The 22,218-nt window shown below is 71.9% G+C and carries 21 protein-coding genes; 10 read left to right on the plus strand and 11 right to left on the minus strand.

The features are described from left to right. Positions 1 to 5: 5 nt before the first annotated feature. Positions 6 to 629, minus strand: a complete 624-nt coding sequence (locus tag ACIPY5_RS10420) for a MarR family winged helix-turn-helix transcriptional regulator (RefSeq protein WP_400970173.1) — start codon at positions 627 to 629, stop codon at positions 6 to 8. Positions 630 to 723: 94 nt separating this feature from the next. Between ACIPY5_RS10420 and ACIPY5_RS10425 the strand changes: the two genes are divergently transcribed. Next, positions 724 to 2,892, plus strand: a complete 2,169-nt coding sequence (locus ACIPY5_RS10425; RefSeq protein ID WP_400970176.1) for an MMPL family transporter — start codon at positions 724 to 726, stop codon at positions 2,890 to 2,892. 125 nt (positions 2,893 to 3,017) lie between these two features. Here ACIPY5_RS10425 and ACIPY5_RS10430 read toward each other — a convergent pair whose 3' ends face one another. The 3 genes from ACIPY5_RS10430 to ACIPY5_RS10440 all read right to left on the minus strand — a co-directional run bounded on the left by ACIPY5_RS10430 (position 3,018) and on the right by ACIPY5_RS10440 (position 6,670). Then, entirely contained in the window at positions 3,018 to 4,481 is a 1,464-nt protein-coding gene (locus tag ACIPY5_RS10430; RefSeq protein ID WP_400970179.1) for an MFS transporter, read from the minus strand. 82 nt (positions 4,482 to 4,563) lie between these two features. After that, complete coding sequence (locus tag ACIPY5_RS10435; RefSeq protein WP_400970182.1) at positions 4,564 to 5,898, minus strand: M20/M25/M40 family metallo-hydrolase; 1,335 nt, start codon at positions 5,896 to 5,898, stop codon at positions 4,564 to 4,566. A gap of 10 nt (positions 5,899 to 5,908) precedes the next feature. Beyond that, positions 5,909 to 6,670 carry a lysostaphin resistance A-like protein gene (locus ACIPY5_RS10440; RefSeq protein ID WP_400970185.1) on the minus strand — a complete coding sequence of 254 codons (762 nt, stop codon included), beginning with the start codon at positions 6,668 to 6,670 and terminating at the stop codon, positions 5,909 to 5,911. A gap of 56 nt (positions 6,671 to 6,726) precedes the next feature. Between ACIPY5_RS10440 and ACIPY5_RS10445 the strand changes: the two genes are divergently transcribed. Continuing rightward, positions 6,727 to 7,494, plus strand: coding sequence for an SDR family NAD(P)-dependent oxidoreductase (locus ACIPY5_RS10445; protein ID WP_400970188.1), 768 nt, complete (start codon positions 6,727 to 6,729; stop codon positions 7,492 to 7,494). A 30-nt stretch (positions 7,495 to 7,524) separates the two neighbouring features. Here ACIPY5_RS10445 and ACIPY5_RS10450 read toward each other — a convergent pair whose 3' ends face one another. Beyond that, positions 7,525 to 8,178, minus strand: coding sequence for a response regulator (locus ACIPY5_RS10450; RefSeq protein WP_400970191.1), 654 nt, complete (start codon positions 8,176 to 8,178; stop codon positions 7,525 to 7,527). Then, entirely contained in the window at positions 8,175 to 9,917 is a 1,743-nt protein-coding gene (locus ACIPY5_RS10455) for an ATP-binding protein (protein ID WP_400970194.1), read from the minus strand. Before ACIPY5_RS10455 ends, ACIPY5_RS10450 begins: the two co-directional genes overlap by 4 nt. 143 nt (positions 9,918 to 10,060) lie before the next feature. Between ACIPY5_RS10455 and ACIPY5_RS10460 the strand changes: the two genes are divergently transcribed. Further along, positions 10,061 to 11,605, plus strand: a complete 1,545-nt coding sequence (locus ACIPY5_RS10460) for a CitMHS family transporter (protein WP_400970196.1) — start codon at positions 10,061 to 10,063, stop codon at positions 11,603 to 11,605. 28 nt (positions 11,606 to 11,633) lie between these two features. Here the strand turns inward: ACIPY5_RS10460 and ACIPY5_RS10465 are convergent, their stop codons facing one another. Both ACIPY5_RS10465 and ACIPY5_RS10470 read right to left on the minus strand, forming a co-directional pair. After that, positions 11,634 to 12,959, minus strand: coding sequence for a DUF222 domain-containing protein (locus ACIPY5_RS10465; protein WP_400970199.1), 1,326 nt, complete (start codon positions 12,957 to 12,959; stop codon positions 11,634 to 11,636). Between the two features lie 71 nt (positions 12,960 to 13,030). After that, positions 13,031 to 13,540, minus strand: coding sequence for a methylated-DNA--[protein]-cysteine S-methyltransferase (locus ACIPY5_RS10470; protein ID WP_400970202.1), 510 nt, complete (start codon positions 13,538 to 13,540; stop codon positions 13,031 to 13,033). 254 nt (positions 13,541 to 13,794) lie between these two features. Here ACIPY5_RS10470 and ACIPY5_RS10475 point away from each other — a divergent pair, with 254 nt between their 5' ends. The 5 genes from ACIPY5_RS10475 (at position 13,795) to ACIPY5_RS10495 (ending at position 17,282) form a co-directional block, all read left to right on the plus strand. Beyond that, positions 13,795 to 14,253 carry a carboxymuconolactone decarboxylase family protein gene (locus tag ACIPY5_RS10475; protein ID WP_309338405.1) on the plus strand — a complete coding sequence of 153 codons (459 nt, stop codon included), beginning with the start codon at positions 13,795 to 13,797 and terminating at the stop codon, positions 14,251 to 14,253. A gap of 33 nt (positions 14,254 to 14,286) precedes the next feature. Further along, positions 14,287 to 15,213, plus strand: coding sequence for a sigma-70 family RNA polymerase sigma factor (locus tag ACIPY5_RS10480; protein ID WP_400970206.1), 927 nt, complete (start codon positions 14,287 to 14,289; stop codon positions 15,211 to 15,213). Positions 15,214 to 15,304: 91 nt separating this feature from the next. Next, positions 15,305 to 15,886, plus strand: coding sequence for a cation transporter (locus tag ACIPY5_RS10485; RefSeq protein ID WP_400970209.1), 582 nt, complete (start codon positions 15,305 to 15,307; stop codon positions 15,884 to 15,886). A 20-nt stretch (positions 15,887 to 15,906) separates the two neighbouring features. After that, positions 15,907 to 16,269 (plus strand): metalloregulator ArsR/SmtB family transcription factor, encoded by a 363-nt coding sequence (locus ACIPY5_RS10490; RefSeq protein ID WP_309338396.1) that lies wholly within the window; start codon positions 15,907 to 15,909, stop codon positions 16,267 to 16,269. Further along, entirely contained in the window at positions 16,269 to 17,282 is a 1,014-nt protein-coding gene (locus ACIPY5_RS10495; RefSeq protein WP_400970212.1) for a cation diffusion facilitator family transporter, read from the plus strand. The genes ACIPY5_RS10490 and ACIPY5_RS10495 overlap by 1 nt, the downstream gene beginning before the upstream one ends. A 19-nt stretch (positions 17,283 to 17,301) precedes the next feature. On the opposite strand, the gene ACIPY5_RS10500 is transcribed toward ACIPY5_RS10495, so the two are convergent. Continuing rightward, on the minus strand, positions 17,302 to 18,057 hold the full coding sequence (locus ACIPY5_RS10500) for an AAA family ATPase (RefSeq protein ID WP_309338390.1): 756 nt from the start codon (positions 18,055 to 18,057) through the stop codon (positions 17,302 to 17,304). 107 nt (positions 18,058 to 18,164) lie between these two features. On the opposite strand from ACIPY5_RS10500, the gene ACIPY5_RS10505 reads away from it, so the two are divergent. Further along, positions 18,165 to 19,112, plus strand: a complete 948-nt coding sequence (locus ACIPY5_RS10505) for an endonuclease/exonuclease/phosphatase family protein (protein ID WP_400970215.1) — start codon at positions 18,165 to 18,167, stop codon at positions 19,110 to 19,112. A gap of 14 nt (positions 19,113 to 19,126) precedes the next feature. Here ACIPY5_RS10505 and ACIPY5_RS10510 read toward each other — a convergent pair whose 3' ends face one another. Continuing rightward, on the minus strand, positions 19,127 to 19,729 hold the full coding sequence (locus ACIPY5_RS10510) for a hypothetical protein (RefSeq protein WP_309338385.1): 603 nt from the start codon (positions 19,727 to 19,729) through the stop codon (positions 19,127 to 19,129). Between the two features lie 4 nt (positions 19,730 to 19,733). Further along, positions 19,734 to 21,002 carry an ammonium transporter gene (locus tag ACIPY5_RS10515; protein WP_400970219.1) on the minus strand — a complete coding sequence of 423 codons (1,269 nt, stop codon included), beginning with the start codon at positions 21,000 to 21,002 and terminating at the stop codon, positions 19,734 to 19,736. Between the two features lie 169 nt (positions 21,003 to 21,171). Between ACIPY5_RS10515 and ACIPY5_RS10520 the strand changes: the two genes are divergently transcribed. Further along, complete coding sequence (locus ACIPY5_RS10520) at positions 21,172 to 22,215, plus strand: zinc-dependent alcohol dehydrogenase family protein (protein ID WP_400970222.1); 1,044 nt, start codon at positions 21,172 to 21,174, stop codon at positions 22,213 to 22,215. Positions 22,216 to 22,218 lie beyond the last annotated feature (3 nt).

Raw genomic sequence — 22,218 nt, forward strand, 5'->3', positions numbered from 1 at the left:
CCTCCTCACTCGGGCTCGACGGCAGCCCACTCGACCCCGTCGAGCCCGAGCTCTCCGGTCATGTCCCGCAGGAACCGGATGACGACCTCGCGCTCCTGCTCGCTCAGGCGCGCAGCGGAGTGGAACCGGCGTGCCTGCTGACGTCCCACGGTCTCCATCGCGGCCCGCTGCGTCTCCGGCGTGATCGTGATCGCGAGCGCCCGCCGGTCCGAAGGATGCGCGGCGCGCGTCACATGCCCCCCGCGCTCCAGCCGGTCGAGCAGCTTGGTGGTCGACGCGGTCGAGATGCCGAGGTGCTGCGAGATCCCGCCCGGCGTCGCGACGGCGCCGCGGTTCGCGCACACGATGAGGTAGTGCAGCGCGCGCATATCGGTCTCGTTGAGCCTCATGTACCGACGGGACGCCTCGGCGAGACGCTGCTCGGCGTCGCGCAATTCGCCGAGGGAGGCCATCAGCTCGCCGATCTGCCGGATCGCGCCCGCATCGACGCCGGCACGGTCGAGCAGCACGCCATCCGGGTCGCTCGCCTCGATGTCGTAGACGGCGCCCGCCTCGACGCCGTCCCGCGTCGGCGCCCCCGCTCGCGTCCCGAGCTCGTGCTCGTCCGCCTCGTCGCGCCGCTCCGCCATGCCGTCATGCTACACCTGGCATCTTTTCACGCCAGGATGATTACTTGCCAAGCTAGCTAATCCGATCTATCCTTCCGGAGACGGAAGGAACCCGATGACCGCCCCGCAGCATGTCGCACGCCCGCCCCGAGCCCGCCTCCTCCTGCGGATCCTCCTGCCGGCGCTGATCATCCTCGGCTGGCTGGTCGCGGCATCGCTCGGCGGGCCGCTGTTCGGCAAGGTGGACGAGGTCTCCTCGAACGACCGGACCGCGTACCTCCCCTCCTCCTCCGACTCCGCCCGCGTGCAGGAGCTGCAGACCCGCTTCGCCGGATCCGACGAGATCCCCGCGATCGTCGTCGCCGCCTCCGACGAGGCGCTCACGGACGCGCAGCGCACCGCGCTCTCCGACGCGGTCGCGGCCACGAAAGGCATCGAGGGCGTCGGCGAGGACGTCTCCCCCGCACTGCCCTCCGAAGACGGCAAGGCCGTGCAGGCGTTCGTGCCGATCCGCTCCGTCGCCGACCTCGGCGACGTCGTGTCCGAGATCAGGACTTCGCTCGAGAAGGCGGCACCCGAAGGCGTGCGCGTCTACATCACCGGCCCCGCCGGCTTCAGCGCCGACCTCGTGGCGGGCTTCGCGGGCATCGACGGGATCCTGCTCGGCGTCGCCCTGGCCGCCGTGTTCGTGATCCTCGTGCTCGTCTACCGCTCGCTGCTGCTGCCCGTCGTGGTGCTCCTGACGAGCCTGTTCGCGCTGTGCACCGCGCTCCTGCTGGTGTGGTGGCTCGCGAAATGGGGCGTTCTGCTGCTCAGCGGCCAGACCCAGGGGATCCTGTTCATCCTCGTGATCGGCGCCGCGACCGACTACGCGCTGCTGTTCGTCTCACGCTTCCGCGAGGCCCTGCGCATCGAGCAGGACCGCGCGAAGGCCGTGCTCGCCGCGTGGAAGGGGGCGTTCGAGCCGATCCTCGCCTCGGGCGGCACCGTGATCGCGGGACTCCTCTGCCTGCTGCTCAGCGACCTGAAGTCGAACAGCGCGCTGGGCCCGGTCGCCGCGATCGGGATCGTCTTCGCGATGCTGTCCGCGCTCACCCTGCTCCCCGCCCTCCTCATGGCGTTCGGGCGCGCGGCGTTCTGGCCGCGCCGCCCGGTCTACGCCCCCGAGGTCGTCGCGGCGGAGGGCGGGATGCCCGCGACCGGAGTATGGGCGCGCCTCGCCGCGCTGATCCGGCGTCGCTCCCGGGTGATCTGGATCGCGACGACCCTCGTCCTCGCCCTCGGAACGGTCGGGGTGCTGCAGCTCGACGCCTCCGGTGTGCCGCAGTCCGACCTCGTCCTCGGCTCCTCGCAGGCCCGTGACGGACAGAAGGTGCTGGGCGCGCACTTCCCGGGCGGATCCGGAAGCCCCGTCCAGGTCGTCGTCGCGCAGGACTCCCTGCAGAAGGCGGCCGATGTGCTACTCGCGGACAAGGGCGTCGACGGCGTCACCGTGACCGCGAAGGACTCGCCGAGCGGGGCGGCGCCCGTGACGGAGGACGGCGTACAGCCGGTCGGCCGGCCCGGCACTCCGGCTCCCGCTCCGACCGTGGTCGACGGGGACGTGATGCTCCAGGGGACCCTCACGGCCGCCGCCGACTCGACGACCGCGGAGGACACGGTGCGCCGCCTCCGCACATCGCTCGAGGGCACCGGCGCAGTGGTGGGCGGCGTCACCGCGACCGCGATCGACACCAATGACGCCTCCCTCCACGACCGTGCCCTGATCATCCCGGTGATCCTCGTCGTGATCATGCTGATCCTGATGATGCTGCTGCGCGCGATCGTCGCGCCCGTGCTGCTGATCCTGACGACCGTACTGTCCTTCGGCACCGCGATGGGCGTCTCCGCACTCGTCTTCAACGGGATCCTCCGCTTCCCCGGGGCGGATCCGGCCGTGCCGCTGTACGGCTTCGTCTTCCTCGTCGCGCTGGGGATCGACTACAACATCTTCCTCATGACGCGCGTGCGCGAGGAGAGCCGGCTCCACGGCACGCGCGAGGGCGTGCGACGGGGGCTCGCGATCACGGGCGGCGTCATCACCTCGGCGGGCCTCGTGCTCGCGACCACCTTCGCCGCACTCGCGGTGATCCCGATCCTCTTCCTCGCGCAGCTGGCCTTCATCGTCGCGTTCGGCGTGCTGCTGGACACGTTCGTGGTGCGCTCGCTGCTCGTGCCCGCCCTCGTGCACGATGTGGGTCGCGCCGTGTGGTGGCCGTCGAGACTGTCACGCGCGGAGCGCTGAGCGCCGCCGCAAATGTGAGAGCACCGCGTTTCGTCTCGGTCGGCTTCGCCGTCCTCGCTCAACGACCCCGGAACAGAGAGTCGGCTTCGCCGTCCTCGCTCAACGACCCCGGGGGGGGACGGGCGTCAGCCGATCGCGGGCTCCGTGGCGGCGGCGTGGCCGGCGCGATCCGTGAAGGCCTGCTTCGGCACGAAGAGCAGCAGCACCGCCGCGGCGAGCGCGGTCGCCCCGCACACGACCCACACCGTGACGTAGCCCGAGAAGGATCCGGCCGTGCCCTCGGCCGCGGTGGATCCGGCGACCGCGTGCATGAGCGCGATCCCGAACACGCAGGACGCGATCGCGCCGCCGACGGTCTTCACCGAGTTCGTGAGCCCGGTCGCGACACCGGTCTGGGTGTGCGGCGCCGCCGAGGCCGCCGCCGCCGGGAGCGCGGCGACGAGGGCGCCGGACCCGATCCCGACTATCACCATGTTCGTGATGACCTGCGCGTAGGCGGAGTGGAAGGGCAGGAACAGCAGGAATCCGATCCCCACGAGCACCGAGGCTCCGATGAGCGTGATCCGAGGAGTCGCGAACCGCGCGATCTGCGGATACCCGAGGGCTCCCGCGATCATCGCCACGAGGTAGACGCCGATGATCAGGGAGGTCGCGAACCCGGTGGTGCCGAGGCCGTAGCCGTAGACCGCCGGATCCGTGCGGGCGAAGGTCGACAGCGGGGCCTGCGCACCGAGCACGCTCACGCCGAACAGGCCGGCCGTCAGGAACACCGGGCCGAGCGCGGGGCTGCGGAACATCCGCACGTCGATGAGCGGATCCTGCTGTCGCAGCTCCCACAGCGCGAACGGCACGACGAGGAGCACGCCGAGGGCGATCACGATCCAGGACAGCGGGTTCGCGACGCCGCCGGGCAGGCGCAGCAGGCTCAGCCCGCCGGTGAGGCCGATGAGCGACAGCGAGATCAGCACGAGCCCGGTCGTGTCGAAGACGCCGCCGGTCTTCTCCGGCGACTCCTTCACCCCGAACAGGATCACGAAGAAGCAGGCGGCGATGAGCACCGCGGGGACGAGCAGCACCGCCGTGAGCGGCAGCACGTCCACGAGCGCGCCGCCGGCGAGAGCGCCGATGATCGCACCGCCCTCGAGGGCGGCGACCAGGATCCCGGCCGCCTTCGCGGTGATGGTCGAGCTGCCCTCGATGCGCCGGGCGCGCGACCAGATCAGGGCGATCTCGAGCGGCAGCCAGACCACGTAGAAGCCCATCATCGCCCAGGCCACGAGGAAGACGCCGAAGGTCGCGGTGAACGGCAGCACGAATGCGGCGACCGCGGTGATCGCGGTCGAGATCAGCAGCATGCGCTTGCGGCCGATCATGTCACCGAGCTTCGCGAAGGCCGGGACCACGAGCGCGGACAGCATGAGCTGCGCGCCCTCGAACCAGTTCACGTCGGCGTCGTGGATGCCGAGGTGCCGGGCGATGTCGCTCAGCATCGGCGTGTAGTAACCCTGCAGCACGCCGCTCGTGAACTCGACGAAGGCCAGGAATCCGACCACGGCGACCAGGGTGCCGAGGGTGGCGGTGCGCGTCATCGAGGCTCCTTCATGGGGTCCCGGGTGTCGGCGGGACGTGGTGCGACCGCGTCGGGATGCTCGACGATCGCAGCGGGTCAGCTCACTGTAGCCGCTCGATGAGCGTGCGGTGGAACCGCTCCCCGCGCTCGAGGGCCGCGATCTCGACGCTCTCGTCCACGCCGTGGATCGTGCCGCGCTGCGCGTTCGACATCTCGAGCGGGGCGAACCGGAATACCGCGGGCGCGAAGCGGTGGAAGTGCCGGGAATCGGTCGCCTGCATCGTCACGTACGGCACGGCCGGGGTCCCGGGGTGCGAGACGGCGAGCGCCTCCGCGAGGAGCGCGAACGGCGCCGTGTCCGTGGGCGACTCTGGCGAGGGATCGCTGCCCTCGAGCACCTCGACCGTCACGAGCGGATCCGCGATGCGCCGGCGCACGCGGGCGGTCGCGCTCCGCACCGTCTCGCCGAGCGCGATCCGCAGGTTCACGGTGGCCGAGGCCTGCGAGGGCAGCACGTTCGCGGCCGTGCCGCCGGACTGCATCGTGGGGGCGACGGTCGTGCGTACGAGCGCCGCCGCCTCGCCGCCGAGAGCCGCGAACACGCGCGCCGACACGGGCGGGAGCGCGCCGAGCGTGCGCAGCAGCAGGCGCGCGGGTCCGGAGGCGCCGCCGGACAGCTGGGTCAGCATGCGCGAGATCGCGCGCGGGGTGCGCGGGCGGAACGTGCCGGGGCCGAGCCGCTCGACGGCGCGCGCGATCCGGCGCACCGCGGTGAGCGGCGGCGGGGCCGAGGCGTGCCCGCCCTCGCCGCGTGCGGTGAGCTTCACCGTCATCACGCCCTTCTCGCCGACGCCGATCATGGCCGCGCGGCCCGGCACGAACGGCAGCGGCGCATCGACCACCGCGCCGCCCTCGTCCAGCACGAGCCAGGGCACGATCCCGCGCTCCTTCAGCACATCGGCGATCGCGATCGCGGCGGATCCGAACGTCTCCTCGTTGCCGCCGAAGGAGAGGTAGACGTCTCGGGCGGGCGTGAACTCCTCGGCGAGCAGCTTCTCGACCGCCTCCAGGATCACGATGAGCGGACCCTTGTCGTCCAGCGCGCCGCGACCGTAGACGGTTCCGTCCTCGATCACCCCCGCGAACGGCGGGTGCGTCCAGGCGTCGGACTCGTCGACCGGGACGACGTCATAGTGCGCCATGAGCACGAGCGGGCCGTCCGCCGCCTGCCGGCGCCCCGTCCACCGGAACAGGAGGCCGAAGTCGGTGTGGCGTTCGAGCGTCAGCTCGGCGTGCACGCGGGGGTAGAGCTCGGCGATGAGCGCGACGAACTCCTCGAAGGGCGCGGATCCGCGCTCGTCCAGCTCGGCGGACACGGTGGGCAGCTGGATCATCCGGGACAGGCGCTCGGCGATCCCGGGAACAGGAGCGTTCATCGTGGCCATGCTAACCGCGGCGGACGGCGACCGCGGTGAGCACGATCCCCCAGACCAGCTCGAACGCCATGACGGCGATCTGGTACCAGGCGGGCGCGGCACCAGGGGAGAGGAACTGCGTCCAGTCGCCGAGCCCGTGCAGGAACGCGAGCGCCCAGACGGATCCGATCAGCAGCCGGGCGCCGGCGAAGCACACGCCGAACGTCGCCGCGCTGAGCACCTGCCACCAGGTCTCGTCCCAGGTCTTGCCGAAGAACAGGCCGTTGCCGACGTGCCAGAGCCCGAACACCAGCGCCGTGGCGAAGACGCCGGCCCAGGGATGGCGGCGCATCACCGCGCCGAGCGCGAGTCCGCGCGCCGCGGTCTCCTCGGAGATCCCCACGGCGAGCATGCCCGCCGCTGTGCTGAGCATGATCCCCGCGGTGCCCGCGAGGCCCGGCACGCCGGTCTTCCCGATCCAGATGTAGGAGAGCTGGATCGCGAGCACCGGCACCAGCCAGCCGAACGCCTCGACGCGGCCCGCGCGCCAGCCGGCGAGGTCGCGGAGAGGCCGGCGTTCCCACCACCCCGCGCGCCGGAGCAGCAGGGCCACGGCCAGCGAGACCGCGAGGCTCAGCCCGTTGGTGAGCACGACGCCGAGATGCGGGAACCATCCCGGCTGCAGCGCGGGGATCGGGATCGACCCGAACCCGTACGTCGTGACCCACCACGCGAGCATCACGAGGGCGGCGCCGGTCCACGGCCGCCGACCGGTCGCGGGAGATGAGGTCACGGCCGCAACGCTACCGGGCCTGACGCCCGCCCCGCACCAGCTCTTAGGCTGGCTGCATGACCATTCCGCACCCGTCTTCCGCAGGATCCCGCCCGCAGGCCGTCATCAGCGGCGGAGGCACAGGCATCGGACTCGCCTCGGCCTCCCGCCTCGCGCGCGACGGCTTCGACCTCGTGCTCCTCGGACGCCGCGGAGCCGTCCTGCAGGAGGCGGCCGACCAGATCCGCACGCAGGCGCCGAACGCCCGGGTGCAGACGATCGTCGCGGATCTGCAGGATCCGGACGCGGTCGAGCGCGCGGCCCGCGAGATCGTCGGCACCGTCGACGTGCTGCTGAACAACGCGGGCGGGAACGTGCTGGACCGCGGCGAGGGCCTCGCCGGCATCGCCGCCAACTACGAGGCGAACATGCGCCTGAACGTGCTCACCGCGGTGCTGCTGACCGAGGCGCTGCTCCCCCGTATCGCACGACCGGGCGGCCGGATCATCTCGATCAGCTCGATCGCGGCGCTGCGCGGTGCGAACGGTTACGGCGCGGCGAAGGCCGCGATCCACGGCTGGATGATGGGTCTCGCGGCCGAGCTCGCCGCCGAGGGGGTGACGGTCAACGCCGTCGCGCCGGGGTATGTGCCCGACACCGGCTTCTGGGACGGACGGCGCACGCCCGACATCGTGGCTTCGCGGCTCGCGCAGGTGCCGATGAACCGCGCGGGAACGCCGGATGAGGTCGCCGGCGCCGTCTCCTACCTCGCCGGCTCCGAGGGCGGCTGGACCACGGGGCAGATCATCCAGGTCAACGGCGGCGCGCTCTTCGGCCGGGGCTGAGCCGGTCCGCGACCTCACCGCGCACTCGCGTCACGCCCGTCGCGTGTAGCGATGCTCCGGGCGACCGGTCGCGCCGTAGCGGAGCCGCACCTCGACCGACTCGCGTTCGGCGAGAGCCGCGAGGTGCCGCTGCGCGGTCGCCCGGGAGATCCCCACGCGCTCGCCGATCTCGGCGGCCGAGGCCTCGTCCTCGCCGAGCGCGGCGAGCACGGCCTGCTCGGTCGCGGACCGTGAGGGCGACGCCGCCTCACCGGAGCCGTGCAGGATCGCGAGCGCGCGATCGAGATCCCTCTGCGACAGCGCGCGATCACCCGAGAGCAGGTTGCGGAAGCGCGCGTACCGATCGAGGGCGCCGGCGAGCGCGCGCTGCTCGAACGGCTTGATCAGGAAGGAGTGCGCGCCCGCGCGCAGCGCACGGCGCACGGTGGCCGGGTCGTCCGCCGCGGAGACGACGATCGCGTCGACGTCCGCCTCGCGCACGAACCCGATCCCGTCGCCGTCGGGCAGGTAGACGTCAGCGAGGAGCAGGTCGGGCGAGAGATCGCGGATCGCCGCGCGAGCCTCCGCGATCGTGCGCACGGGCTCAAGTGCGACGAAGCCGGGGCGTCCGTCGACGACGCTCCGATGCAGCCGGCCGACCCGGAAGTCGTCGTCCAGCACGAGAGTGCGGATCGGATCCGTCATCTGCTCTCCTCTTCCTCGGGCCGCGTTCCCGCGGTCCCGTGCTCATCGTCGGAGCCCGCGCGACCGAGGGCGCCGGCGGGTCCGACCGCGCCGTCGATCCTGGCGGCGAAGACCGCGCCGTGCTCGTCGTCGCCGCGGTCGATGATCCACAGATCTCCGCCTCCGCGACGGGCGATCTCCCGCGACAGCGGCAGCCCCAGCCCGTGGCCGTGCACCGCGCCGGCGTCGTCGGGACCGCCGGTCGCCGTGCTCGCGCCGGCATCGAGGCTCGCCGCGGGCCCCGGTGCATCCGCCTCCTCGACGGGCGCCGCGTCGAGTCCCGCCCCCGAATCCGCGACCGTGACGACGAGGGCGTCGCCGTCGTCGAGCACCGCGACCTCGACCCAGCGCGGTGCGCCTCCGGCGACGGCCGCGGTCACGGCGTTGTCGACGAGGTTGCCGAGCACGGCCGCCACGTCCTCGGCGGCGATCACCGTGCCGAGCAGGTGCGTCTCCTCGGCGATCCGCAGCGTCACGCCGCGCTCGGACGCCTCGAGCGCCTTGGCCCCGAGGAACGACTGCAGGAACGGATCGTTCAGCCGCTCCCGGCCCGCCAGCGGGAAGTCGACGGATCCGCGCTGCATGAGCTCGGCGAGGAACTCCCTGGCGTCCCGCACGCGCTCGGCGTCGATGAGCCCTGCGGCGACGTGGATGCGGTTGGCGAACTCGTGGCGCTGCACGCGCAGCGCGACGGTCATGGTCCGCACGCTCTCCAGCCGCTCCGAGAGCGCGATGAGCTCGGTGCGATCGCGGATCACGGCCACGGTGCCGAGCGCGCGCCCTTCCCGCTCGACCGGTCGCGTGTCCAGGTAGAGGACCCGGTCGTCGAGCACGACCTCGGAGAGCTCCCGGTCTCCCGAGACGGCATCGCGCACCGCGTCGGGAAGACCGGCCCGTCCGAGCGGCCGCCCGACGAGGTCGCGCACCCCCAGCAGGCGCTCGGCGGCGGCGTTGCAGACCCGCACGACCCCGTCCTGATCGACCGCGAGCACACCGTCGTCCACCCCGTTCAGCACGGCGGTCTGGTTCTGCACGAGAGCGACCAGCTCCTCCGGCTGCACGCCGAGGGTGAGCCGCTCCCAGCGGCGGCGCAGCACGAGTGCGGCCACGCCCGCCAGCAGCAGCGACCCCGCCGCGGCGATGCCGATCACGACGAGCAGCGGGGGCAGGTCGTCGAAGACCCCCGCGCGGGCGAAGCCGACGCTGACCTCGCCGACCGGCGCACCGGACTCGCCTCGGACGGGCACCTTCGCCCGTGCCGAGTCCCCCAGCGTTCCGGTCTCCCATTCGACGACCTCGTGCCCGGCGAGCACGTCCTGATACGGCGTGCTCACCTCCTGTCCGAGACGACCCGGATCCGGATGGGCGAGCCGGATCCCGTGATCGTCGGTGATCACGACGAAGAGCGCTCCGGTGCGCGCGGCGATCGCGGTCGCCGTGCGCTGCAGCACGCCGGCCTGAAGGTCGTCCGCCGGCGGCGTGCCCGGCCCTGCGGAGGCGCGGGCGACCTCCGCGCGCACCTCCGGATCCTCCGCGAGCGTGCGGGCGATCCCCAGGGCGGAGGACTCGGCCTCGGCTCGGAGCTGCTGCACGGCCAGGACGAGGTAGACGCCGGTGCACAGCGCGACGACGAGGACGACCGTCGCGAGCTGAAGGAGGAGGGTCCGTGTCGCGAACCGCACCCGACCCGTCAGGGGCATCCATCCTCCTTGAGCAATATGCGCAGAAGTCACGCTACGCGCACAACGCGAGGAATGCGACTTACCCGGGCCCGGACGGTCGGCGCCCCTAATGTCGGCGAAGTCCGTCGATGACGACAGGCGGATGACGAAGGAGTCAGCTCATGCCCACGGTGCCCACCGGTCTGCTCGCCGCAGCCGAGGACAAGCCCTCGTACGACATCGCGTTCGCGCCGCCGGAGGGGGTCCTCGTGATCCTCGGCTTCGTGATGGTGCTCGTCTTCATGACGCTGATCATGACCAAGCGCCTCACCCCCATGGTCGCGCTGATCCTGGTCCCCACCGCGTTCGGCCTCTTCGCCGGCGCCGGACTGGGCCTCGGCGACATGATCCTCGACGCGATCGGGAAGATGGCGCCGACCGCGGCCCTGCTCATGTTCGCGATCATGTTCTTCGGCATCATGATCGACGTCGGCCTGTTTGACCCGCTGATCCGCCTGATCACCCGCGTGCTGGGCGACGATCCCGCCAAGGTCGTCGTCGGCACCGCCCTGCTCGCCGGCGCGGTGTCCCTGGACGGCGACGGATCCACGACGTTCATCATCACCACCTCGGCGATGCTGCCGATCTACCTGCGCCTGGGCATGAACCCCGTCGTGCTGACCTGCGTGGCCGGTCTCATGAACGGCACGCTCAACATCGTGCCATGGGGCGGCCCCACGGTGCGCGCCGCGACCGCGCTGAGCCTGCAGCCGACGGACGTGTTCGTGCCGATGCTGCCCTCGCTCGGGGTCGGTCTGCTCGTCGCGCTCGGCTTCGCGTGGATGCTCGGCCTGCAGGAGCGGCGCCGTCTGGGGGCGCTCGATGAGAGCCGGCTGACCGGCACCGCCGAGGGCGGCCTGCTGGCGGCGTTCCCCGCGGTCTTCCGCGGCGCCGACACCAAGCCCGGCGCTCGCGCCTCGCTGCGCACCGGCAACATCGTGACCGTCGCGCACGGTCACGGACCGGTCGCCGCCGCCGGGGTGGACCCTGCCGACACGGCGATGGCCGACACCATGCTCGACCCGAACCGTCCCACGCTGCGACCGCGGCTGATCTGGTTCAACCTCGCCCTCACGGTCGCCGTGATGGTGCTGCTCGTGATCGACATCATGCCGCTGCCGTACGTGTTCATGGTCGGCGCCGCGGTGGCCCTGCTCGTGAACTTCCGCAAGCTCAAGGACCAGGCCTCCGAGATCGTCGCGCACGCGCCGAGCATCGTCGGCGTCGTGTCCATGGTGATCGCCGCGGGCGTGCTCGTCGGCGTGCTGAGCGGCACCGGCATGGTCGACGCGATGGCGAACTGGATCACCACCGTGCTGCCGCCGCAGCTCGGCCCGTTCCTGGCGCCCATCACGGGCGTGCTGTCGATCCCGTTCACGTTCCTGATGTCGAACGACGCCTTCTACTTCGGCATCCTGCCGGTCCTGTCCGAGAGCGCCGCGCACTTCGGCATCGATCCGGTCGAGATGGCCCGTGCGTCCATCACCGGCCAGCCCGTCCATCTGCAGAGCCCCCTGGTCCCGGCGATCCTGCTCCTGGTCTCGCTCGCGAGCGTGAACCTCGGCGACCACCACCGCAAGGTGCTGTGGCGCGCACTCGTGGTCTCGCTCGTGATGCTCGCCGTCGGGATCCTGACCGGGGCGATCCCGTTCTTCGTCGCGCAATAGCGGGCGGGCCTGACGACCGATCGCGCCCTCAGGCCGCGGCGCGGGGTCCGACGGAGTCCGTCTCGACGAACATCACCCGGGGTGGCGGGGCGTCGGTGTGCTCGACGCCCGCGGGAGTGGTCCACACGATGACCCCGCCCGCCCGCTGCTCGGCGGTCCATCGCCAGCGCGGATCCACATCCGGGTGCTTGAGCGCGTGGTGGGTCTCGCAGAGGCACGCGAGGTTGCAGGGATCGGTCGGGCCGCCCCGGGCGTAGTCGTGGTTGTGGTCGATCTGGCATCGTCGGGCGGGCTGCCTACAGCCCGGGAACCGACAGGTGCGATCCCGGGCTCGAAGCCGTCGGCGCACCGCTTCCGAGACCCGGTACGGGCTGGTGCGGACGACCCTGCCCCGCGCGTCGAGCTCGAGACGCTCCCAGCTGAGCCCCGCGCCGGCGAGGCGGCGGGCGAGCTCCGGATCCATCGGGCCGCGCCCGTCGAGCTCCGCCATGCGGTCGTCCCGGCCGAGGAGCGTGGACTCCGCGACCGTGACCTGCACGGTGGCGCGGAGGGCCGCGACGATGTCGGCGTCGTCCGAGACGCGGCCGGTGAGCGCCTTCAGCAGGAAGCGGTCGAACCGCACCTGATCCAGCCGCCGCCCGTCTCCCGGCCGTCCTTCGCCGGTCCGCCCGTCGCCGGGCCGCCCTTCGTCGCCCCCGTCGCGGCTCGCCTGCTTGGCCGCGTCGAGGATCGTCCTCGCCTCCTGCGTGAGCAAGTCGTACGCCGCGTGGATGAGCGCCGCCGGCCCCGTCGCGCGCATCGTGGCCTGGCCCACGCCGTCGTCCGTCACCGTCACGACGCGATCGTCGTGGGCGCGGCGATGCGCCTCGGTCAGCGCGACCGGGGCGACCGCGGCGGCCACGGACTCGGCGAAGGACTTCGTCCGCGCCCTGGACTCGGCCGCGGCGAACGGCACCACCTGCGCTTCGTACTCCGCGAGCGCTGCGGAGTCGTCGTGGGGGATGTCGGCGGCGGCCTCGATGACGGCCTCGGCGTGGGCGAGGGACACGTCCCCCGCCTGCAGGGCGACGAGCGCGACCGGGAACCGCTCATGCAGGACATGACCCGTCGCGAGCATCTTCGCCGCGGCGTAGCGGGACAGGTGCAGGCCCGCCGCGAGCTCGCAGATCATCGAGCGCTCCGCCTGGTCGAATCCCGCCGATCCGGTCGGGACCTCGTCGAGCAGCAGCGCGACCCTCTCATGCGCGAGCGCGGCCTGTCGCGCCTGCAGCCGCGCGATCTCCCTCGCGAGATCCGCGCACTCCGCCACGATCTCCGCGCTGCGGCGGAGATGGTGATCGAGAGGCCTGTCCATACCCTCAAGTGTAGAACATATCTTCGAATGAGGGAAGGTTTATCCACAGGCCCGCATCTCCGCAGGACCGCTCAGAACAGTGCCGCCGGCAGCGCTCCCTCGTGCTCGAGCAGCCAGCGCTTCGTGAGGAGGCCCTCGCCGGGAGCCCCGCCGGAGTATCCGCCGAGTCCGTCGCTCGCGACCACGCGGTGGCAGGGCACGATGATCGGGATCGGGTTGGCCCCCATGATGGATCCGATCGCCCGCGCGGGCACGGCCGTGCCGCTGCGCTCCGCGAGCTCGCCGTAGGTCACGGTCTCGCCGTGGCCGACCGTGTCGTAGAGCGCGTGCAGCACCGCGCTCGTGACGTCGGACTGCGGACCGAGGTCGAAGGGCAGGTCGAAGCCCGACCGCTCCCCCGCGAAGTACGCGCCCAGCTGCGCAAGGGCCTCGGCGAGCAGCGGATCCCGCTCGGCGTCCTGCATCGTTCCCGGCACCGCGGTCCGCCCGCCGCGCGGCCAGGTCACCCGGGTGATCGCGACGCCGTCGCTGTGCACGGCGAGCACGCCCACCGGCGTGGCGATCGAGCCCGAAAAGGTCATGCCGCGATCGTACGCCGGGGGTCGGACACAAGGCCTCGCGTGCGCCGCAGGGTGGGACGATCCGCACGCCCCGCGACGATCGGCACACGGATCCGGTCAAGTCCTGTGCAGATCGACGCATCGTGTGCGGATCGTGGCACCGCCGTCACCCTTCGACGCGCCCCTGTCACACTTCGGCCTCCGGATCCGACATCCCTCATGAGAGCCGCATCTGCGCCCGCGAGACCGCGGGCCCGGCCACGGAAGGAACGACGATGACCAGGATCGACATGGCCCGCACCAACAAGCTCGGCTACGCCGCAGTGCTCGGAATGGAGGCGTACTCCCGCAAGAGCGTGGAGGCACGGCTCTATGAGCTCATCAAGCTGCGCGCCTCGATCCTGAACGGCTGCGGCTTCTGCGTCGACATGCACGCGACAGAGGGCGCCAAGCGCGGGATCCCGCAGCGCACACTGCACGCCGTCGGCGCATGGCAGCACGCGAAGGGCTTCTTCGACGAGCGGGAGCTCGCGGCGCTCGCGCTGACCGACGCCATCACGCAGCTCGGCCCCGAGACCGTGACCGACGAGATCTGGGACGCGGCGGCGCAGCACTTCGACGCGGGCGAGCTCGGTGCGATCGTGATGGCCATCTGCACGATCAACGTGTGGAACCGCATCGCGATCGCCACGGAGATGGCGCCGCCGATCGACGACAAGCACCCGATCGTCTGACCGGTGCCCGATCCCGGGCGGTACCGTGGGGCCATGACCCTCGTCTCGCCTGCCACTCGTGCGTGGCAGGCGGAGCGGGGGCGCCTCATCGGCATCGCCTACCGGATGCTCGGCGACTACGGCCACGCCGAGGACATCGTGTCGGAGGTCGCGATCGAGGCGCTGCAGCAGGAGCGCGCCGAACGTCCCGATCCCGACGGGTCGGGCGCGGACGGATACCCTGCCGCGAGTCAGGTGCGCTCCTGGCCCGCGTGGCTCACGACAGTTTGCGTGCGCCGCTCGATCGATCGCGTGCGCGCGCTCGCGGCGATGCGCGAGGACTACGTCGGCCCGTGGCTGCCGGAGCCCGTCGCCACCTCGCGCCTGCCCGAGGACGCGGTGGCCGACCGCGAGCTGCTCTCGCTCGCCCTGCTGCACATGGCCGAGCAGCTCGCGCCCGAGGCGCGGGCGGCCATCGTGCTGCACCGGGCGTTCGGGATGTCGGCCGTGGAGATCGCACCGATCCTGGAGAAGTCGCCCGCCGCCGTGCGGCAGCTCGTCTCCCGCGGCGAGCGCCGGCTGCGGCTCGCCGACGACCCCTCCGTCACGCGCGCGGCGGATCCGGCGGCGCTCGGCGCCCTGCTCGCCGCCGTCGAGCACGGCGACGTCTCCGGAGTGCTCGCCCTGCTCTCCGACGACGCGATCCTGTGGAACGACGGGGGCGGCAAGGTCAGCGCCGCGCGCAACCCGATCTTCGGCGCCGACCGTGTGCGGCGTTTCCTCGTGGGCGTGCTGCAGAAGGCGACCGCCGACCCCGCGCTGCCGTTCTCCGTACGGCGGCTCGACGTCAACGGAGAACCGGCGATCGCGTTCCTGCGCTCCGGCCGCACCGATGTGCTCGCCCTCGAGTTCGGCGCCGACGGGCTGATCCACGGGCTCCGTCAGGTGTGCAACCCGGACAAGCTCGCATACGTGCTCTGACCCGGGCACCCGGCGACGGCGACCGTCCACCGGTCGAGCCGACGCCACCATCCACAGCGCCTTCATCGGATCCGCCCATACCGTCTGGCTCGTGCCCGCAGACCGCGCCCGCCTCCGCCGCGCCGGCATCGTGCTGGAGATCATCACCCTGGCCTGGAACGTGGTCGGGGTCGTCCTGCTGGGACTCCTCGCCTACCGATCGTCATCCGTCGCACTGCTCGGGTTCGGCCTGGACAGCCTCATCGAGATCGGCGCCTCGACGGTGGTCATCTGGGAGCTGACCGGCGCGGATGAACAGCGTCAGCGCCTCGGCCTCCGCCTGATCGGCATCGCGTTCGGACTGCTCGCGGTCTACCTGCTCGCACAGGCGGTCGTCGCGCTCGCGTCCGGCCACCGCGCGATACCGCTGCAGGGCGGCATCTGGTGGACCGCGCTCACCGCCGTCGTCATGTTCATCCTGGCCTTCGGCAAGCATCGCGTCGGGCGCGCTCTGCGGGATCCGGTCCTGCTCACGGAGGGCAGGGTGACCCTGGTCGACGGGATCCTGGCCGCAGCGGTTCTGGCCGGCATCCTCCTGAACGCCCTGCTCGGCCTGTGGTGGGCGGATCCCGTCGCGGGCCTCGTGATCGTGGCCTACGCCGTCCGTGAGGCGGTGCACGCCCTGCGCGGATGAGCATCCGTTAGTATCTGCGTATGAGTGCAGATAAGCAGGCATGCGGATACTCGCCGGACAGCTCCTACGTCGAACTGGCCGTCGAAGTGTTCTCGATGCTCGCCGATGCGACCCGCGTGCGGATCGTGCTCGCGCTCGGCGAGGCCGGGGAGCTCTCCGTCAACCATCTCGCCGACATCGTCGACAAATCCCCCGCAGCCGTCTCCCAGCACCTCGCCAAACTGCGCCTCGCCCGCATCGTCTCGACCAGACAAGACGGTCAGCGCGTGTTCTACCGGCTCGAGAACGAGCACGCCTCCCGGCTCGTCGCCGACGCGATCTTCCAGGCCGAGCACTCGCTCGGCGGGACCCCCCGCCACCACCACGCCGACCAGGACGCGTGATGCACGACCACCCGCACGACCATCAAGGCCATCACCACGACCACGACCACGGCCATCACCACGGCCACGGCGACCAGGACCACACTCATCCCGCCGGCTTCCGAGGCGTGCTCCACGGCCTGTTCGTGCCGCACACGCATGATGCCGCGGATGCGATCGACGACGCCATGGAGGCCTCGAGCGCCGGCATCCGAGCGCTCAGGATCAGCCTGGTCATCCTGCTGGTCACCACCGTCCTGCAGGCGGTCGTGTTCTTCCTCAGCGGATCCGTCGCCCTGCTCGCCGACACTGTGCACAACTTCTCCGACGCGCTCACCGCGGTCCCGCTCTGGGTCGCCTTCCTGCTCGGACGCCGCGCCGCGACCCGCCGCTACACCTACGGGTTCGGGCGTGCCGAGGATCTCGCCGGACTGTTCATCGTGTTCGTCGTGCTGCTGTCCGCGATCGTCGCCGCCTGGCAGTCGATCGAGCGGATCCTGAACCCGCAGCCCCTCCACAACGTCGGCTGGGTGATCGTCGCGGGCGTGATCGGCTTCCTCGGCAACGAGGCCGTCGCGATCTACCGGATCCGCGTCGGCCGTCGCATCGGATCCGCGGCTCTCGTCGCCGACGGCGTGCACGCGCGCACCGACGGCTTCACCTCGCTCGCCGTCGTCCTGGGCGGGCTCGGGGTGCTGGCGGGATTCCCGCTGGCGGATCCGATCGTGGGTGCGCTCATCTCCGTCGCCATCTTCGTGCTCCTCATCGGCACCGTGCGCAGCATCGGCCGGCGGCTCCTCGACGGCGTCGAACCCGAGCTCGTGGAACGGGCCCGGCACGCGTTGGAGCACGTCGACGGAATCTCCGCGGTCGAGCGAGTGCGCTTGCGCTGGGTCGGTCACCGGCTGGAGGGCGATGCCGTCATCTCGACCAGCGGCGAGCCCGTCGCGATCGCCGCCGAGGCGGAGCGGAGCGTCCGCGCGCACGTGCGCAACCTCGACGGATTCCTCGTCGGGGTGCGCGCGGCGCCCTGACCGCCGGGCGGCCCCGCCCTCAGTCCAGGAGGTGCCGGGTGTACCGGCCCGGCTCGTCGAGGAACGACCGCCAGTGCCGTACGAGCTCCAGATCCTCCCAGACCGCCGGGCGGAGCCCCCACTCCCCGACCTCGAGGATCTTCGCCCCCGGAAGGGCGGCGAGAACCGGCGAGTGCGTCGCGCAGAGCACCTGCCCGCCGTCCTCCGCGATCCGGCGCAGCACGGCGATGAGACTCAGCGTCGACGAGAACGAGAGCGCCGCCTCCGGCTCGTCGAGGCAGTAGAAGCCAGGGTCCTGGAACCGGTCGCCGAGCAGCGCGAGGAAGGACTCGCCGTGACTCATCTCGTGGAAGGAGATGTCGGGCCGGCTGAGCGAGGGGTTCTCCTCGAGGTACGTGTAGAACGAGTGCATCGTCTCGGCGCGCAGGAAGAAGCCCCACCGGTTCGCGCCCACGCCGCGCTGGATGCGCAGCCATTCCGAGAGCGGCGACTCGGTCGGCCGCGTGCTGTGCCTGGCCTGGCGGGATCCGCCCTCCGGCGAGAGCCCGTAGGCGATCGCGACGCCCTCGACCAGCGTCGACTTGCCGCTGCCGTTCTCTCCGACGAGGAACGTCACGCCGGGATCCAGATCGAGTCCTTCCCGGAGCACCTGCGCGACCGCGGGGATGCTCAGCGGCCAGGTGCGTCCCGCAGCGGGGGCGTCGTCGGCGGGGTGCACCGCGACCACGGGCTGCTGCCGGCGTCGACGGCTGTTCGGGTCCCAGAACGGATCCATGACGCTCCCCTCGGCGATCGGCTTCCGACCATTGTGCCCGGCGGGACCGACAGAGCCCCGGCCCGACCGTCAGCGGTTCCCCAGACCGGGGCCGGAAGGATGGAGGCGTGAGCCAGGCGACGAGAGAACCGGTCCGCACGCGACGCGCGGCCCCCCGTCGCGGCGCCGTGATCGCGATCCTGCTGATCACCGCCGCGCTCACCGTGCTCGTCCTGCTCGGCGGGATCCCCGGCCTCATCGGGACGGGGATCGCCGTCGTCCTCCCCTGGCTCGGGTTCGTCCTGGTCTCGCTCGTGGTCGCCGCCCTGCTGATCCGGCCGCGCACGGCGTGGATCACCGCGGTGCCCCTCGTCGCCTGGACCATCGCGCTGTGGGGATTCCTCCCGGTGCCGTGGCAGGGCGACCCGTCCGCCGGGGATCACGGGCTGCTGATCGCGACGCAGAACGTCGAAGCGGGCTCCGGCACCGGAGCCGCGTCGGCGCGCACCCTCGCCGCCGACGGCGCGGGGATCCTCGCGTTCACGGAACTCGACGCCGACTCCGGATCGGCGATCGCGGACGAGCTCGCCGACTCCTACCCGCACACCTACCGCGTCGGCACCGTCGGGGTGTGGAGCCGCTACCCGATCCTCGATGAGGAGGCGCTCGATCTCGGGCTCGGCTGGAAGCGCGCGCTGCGCGTGGAGGTCGACGCCCCCGGCGGCGCCGTCAGCGTGTACGTCGTGCACGCGGCCTCGCTGCGCCCCGGCGCGCAGAGCGCCCGTGACGGCATGCTCTCGGCGCTGGGCGAGCGGATCCGCGGAGACCGCAGTCCTCGCGTGATCGCTCTCGGCGACTTCAACGCGGTGTCGACGGATCCCGCTCTCGCCCCGATCGCGGGAGCGCTGGGCGAAGTGCGCTTCGGCGGCGTCGGGCCCTCGTTCACCTGGCCCGCGTCCTTCCCCGCGGTGCGGATCGACCACGTGTTCCAGCGCGGCTACGCGACGTCCTCCGGACGGACGACCTCGGCCGGCGCGAGCGACCACCTCGCCGTCGTCGCCGCACTGGGCGGCTGACCCGCACGCCCCGGTCAGCCGACGACCATGAGGACCCGGGCGTCCTCGGCGACGATCCCGGGTCCTGAGGCGACCACGCTGTCGCCCGTCGTCGCGGGCGGCAGCACCAGCGCCTCCATCGCCGCTGCCGTGCTGCCGCCCGTGCTCACGCGCCCGGAGCGCACGACGACCGCGCGCACGCCCTCGGGCAGGACCGATGCCCCGTCCAGATCCGCGAAGACCAGCGCCGGGCGCGCCCGCGCGGTCACCGTGGACAGGACGAGGATCCGGCTCAGCTCCGCGGCGCGGAGCCGGGGCCGGCGCAGCTCCAGGAGCGGGTCGACATGACGCAGCACCCGCTCCTTGCGCAGCCCCACCGACGACCCGGGGCCGACATCGACCTGCGGACCCCCGATCCCGGCGAGCACATGAGTCGCCTCGTGCGCCAGGTGCAGGATGCCCACCGGGCCCCGCAGCTCGACCAGCTGCAGGGCCCAGTGCAGTTCGCCGTTCGCGCCGCGCCGTCCGCAGATCTCGCGCACGTGCCCGCCTCCCGCGGCGAGACCGCGCCTCGGCAGACTCCGCAGCTGCAGGAGCTCGGCCGGGGCGGTGCTCGCCGCGAGGGAGGCGGGGTTCATCGGCTCAGACCCGCGCGCCGATGAGGACATAGCCCTCTTCGCCGTGCACCACCGTGTCGAGCCCGGCGATCTCGTCCTCGTCCTTCACGCGGAACCCGATCACCTTCTCGACCAGGAAGCCGATCCCGAAGGCCAGCACGAACGAGTACACGAGCACCGAGAGCGCCGCGACCGCCTGCGCCGCGAGCTGCGCGAGGCTTCCGCTGTAGATCAGGCCCGTCGAGTTGGCGAAGATGCCCAGGTAGAGCGTGCCGACGATGCCTCCGATGAGGTGGATCCCGACGACGTCGAGCGAGTCGTCGAAGCCGAGCTTGTACTTCAGGTCGATCGCGAGCTGGCAGACCACACCCGCGACGATGCCCAGGACGACGGCCCAGATGGGCGTGAGCGCGGCGCACGCCGGGGTGATCGCGACGAGACCGGCCACGGCGCCGGAGGCGGCGCCGACCGAGGTGGGCTTGCCGTTGCGGATCTTCTCCATGACCAGCCAGCTGAGCAGCGCCGCCGCGGGGGCGGCGAGCGTGTTCACGAATGCGACCGAGGCGGTGCCGTCGGCGCCGAGCTCGGATCCGGCGTTGAAGCCGAACCAGCCGAACCAGAGCAGTCCGGCGCCGAGGAGCACGAACGGCGGGTTGTGCGGCACGTCGGCGCCCTTCTGGAAGCCGATGCGGCGGCCGAGCACCAGGGCGAGCGCGAGACCGGCCGCTCCCGCGTTGATGTGCACCGCGGTGCCGCCCGCGAAGTCGATCGCGCCGACGCCGAGCCAGTCCTGCAGGCCCTTGGTGATCCAGCCTCCGTAGGCGTAGCTGCCGTCCTTGTTCACTCCGAAGTTGAACACCCAGCTCGCGACCGGGAAGTAGACGACGGTCGCCCAGATCCCGGCGAAGATCATCCAGGATCCGAACTTCGCCCGGTCGGCGATCGCGCCGGAAACGAGGGCGACGGTGATGATCGCGAACGTCGCCTGGAACGCGACGAAGGCGAGCGGCGGGTACGCGGCCCCCTTGGGGACCTCGAGCAGGCTGTTCAACCCGATCGCCGACCAGTCGATCGTCCAGGGGGCGATGAGGCCCTTGCCTGTGGGGAACGCGATCGCGTAGCCGAAGACGACCCACAGCACGCCGATCAGGCCGATCGCGCCGAAGCTCATCATCATCATGCTGATCACGCTCTTGGCCTTGACGAGGCCGCCGTAGAAGAAGGCCAGGCCGGGTGTCATCAACAGCACGAGAGCCGCGCAGATCAAAACGAAGGCGGTGTTTCCCTGATCCATGAGGGTGCCGCTCCTCTCTGTCAGGACGCTCCTGCAGCGTCGGGTGAGGTCAGACTGTCACTCGTGCGTTTCGCCTCGACGCGCGCTGTGTTTCGTGTGCGTTTCGTCGCTCGCGCCCGGCGTGAACAAGCTGTGACGAAGACCCGTGGGCGCCTGGCAGGATGAGGCCATGCGCGCAGTGGTGTTCGATGCGGTCCGTGCTCAGCCCGAGGTCAGGGAGGTTCCGGAGCCCGCGCTCCCCGCCGACGGGGTGCTCGTCCAGGTCCGCGCCACGGGCCTGTGCCGGAGCGACTGGCACGCCTGGGCGGGGCACGACGACATCGCGTTCCCGCATGTGCCGGGGCACGAGCTCGCCGGGACCATCGCGGCCGTCGGGCCGCAGGTGACCCGCTGGCGGGTCGGCGATCGGGTGACCGTGCCGTTCGTCTGCGGCTGCGGACGCTGCGAGTGGTGCCTCTCCGGGAATGCGCAGGTCTGCCCCGACCAGCAGCAGCCGGGCTTCACGCACTGGGGATCCTTCGCCGAGGTCGTCGCCCTGCATGCGGCCGATGTGAACCTCGTCGCGCTCCCCGACGAGGTCGACTTCGCCACGGCGGCGAGTCTCGGCTGCCGCTTCGCGACGGCCTTCCGCGCGCTCGTCGGGCGCGCGCAGGTGCGCGAGGACGAGTGGGTCACGGTGGTCGGCGCCGGAGGCGTCGGTCTCAGCGCCGTCATGATCGCGAAGGCGCGGGGCGCCAGGGTGATCGCGGTGGACCGCAACCCGGAGGCGCTCGCGGTGGCGGAGGAGGTCGGCGCCGCGCACACGCTCCTCGCCGACGGGACCGACATCCCGGCCGCCGTCGCCGCGCTGACCGGCGGGGGCAGCCAGGTCTCCGTCGACGCGGTCGGCAGCGAGCAGACGCTCGCCGACGCGATCCTGGGACTGCGCCGCCGCGGTCGCCACGTGCAGATCGGCCTGCTCCCGCCCATCGACGGGCACCCCCGCGTGCCGATGGAACGGGTGATCGGCTGGGAGCTCGACCTGCTCGGAAGCCACGGGATGGCCGCCGCCGACTACCCCGCGATGATGGAGCTGATCGCCGAGGGGCGCCTGGAGCCGCAGCGCCTCATCGCGCGCACGATCGGGCTCGAGGAGGCGGCGGCGCTGCTGCCGGCTTTCGACCGCGCAACAGTGGCGGGCATGACCATGATCGATCCGCAGCGGGCCGGCTGAGGA

Source organism: Microbacterium sp. NPDC089698 (genome assembly GCF_044749045.1).
Lineage (GTDB): Bacteria > Actinomycetota > Actinomycetes > Actinomycetales > Microbacteriaceae > Microbacterium.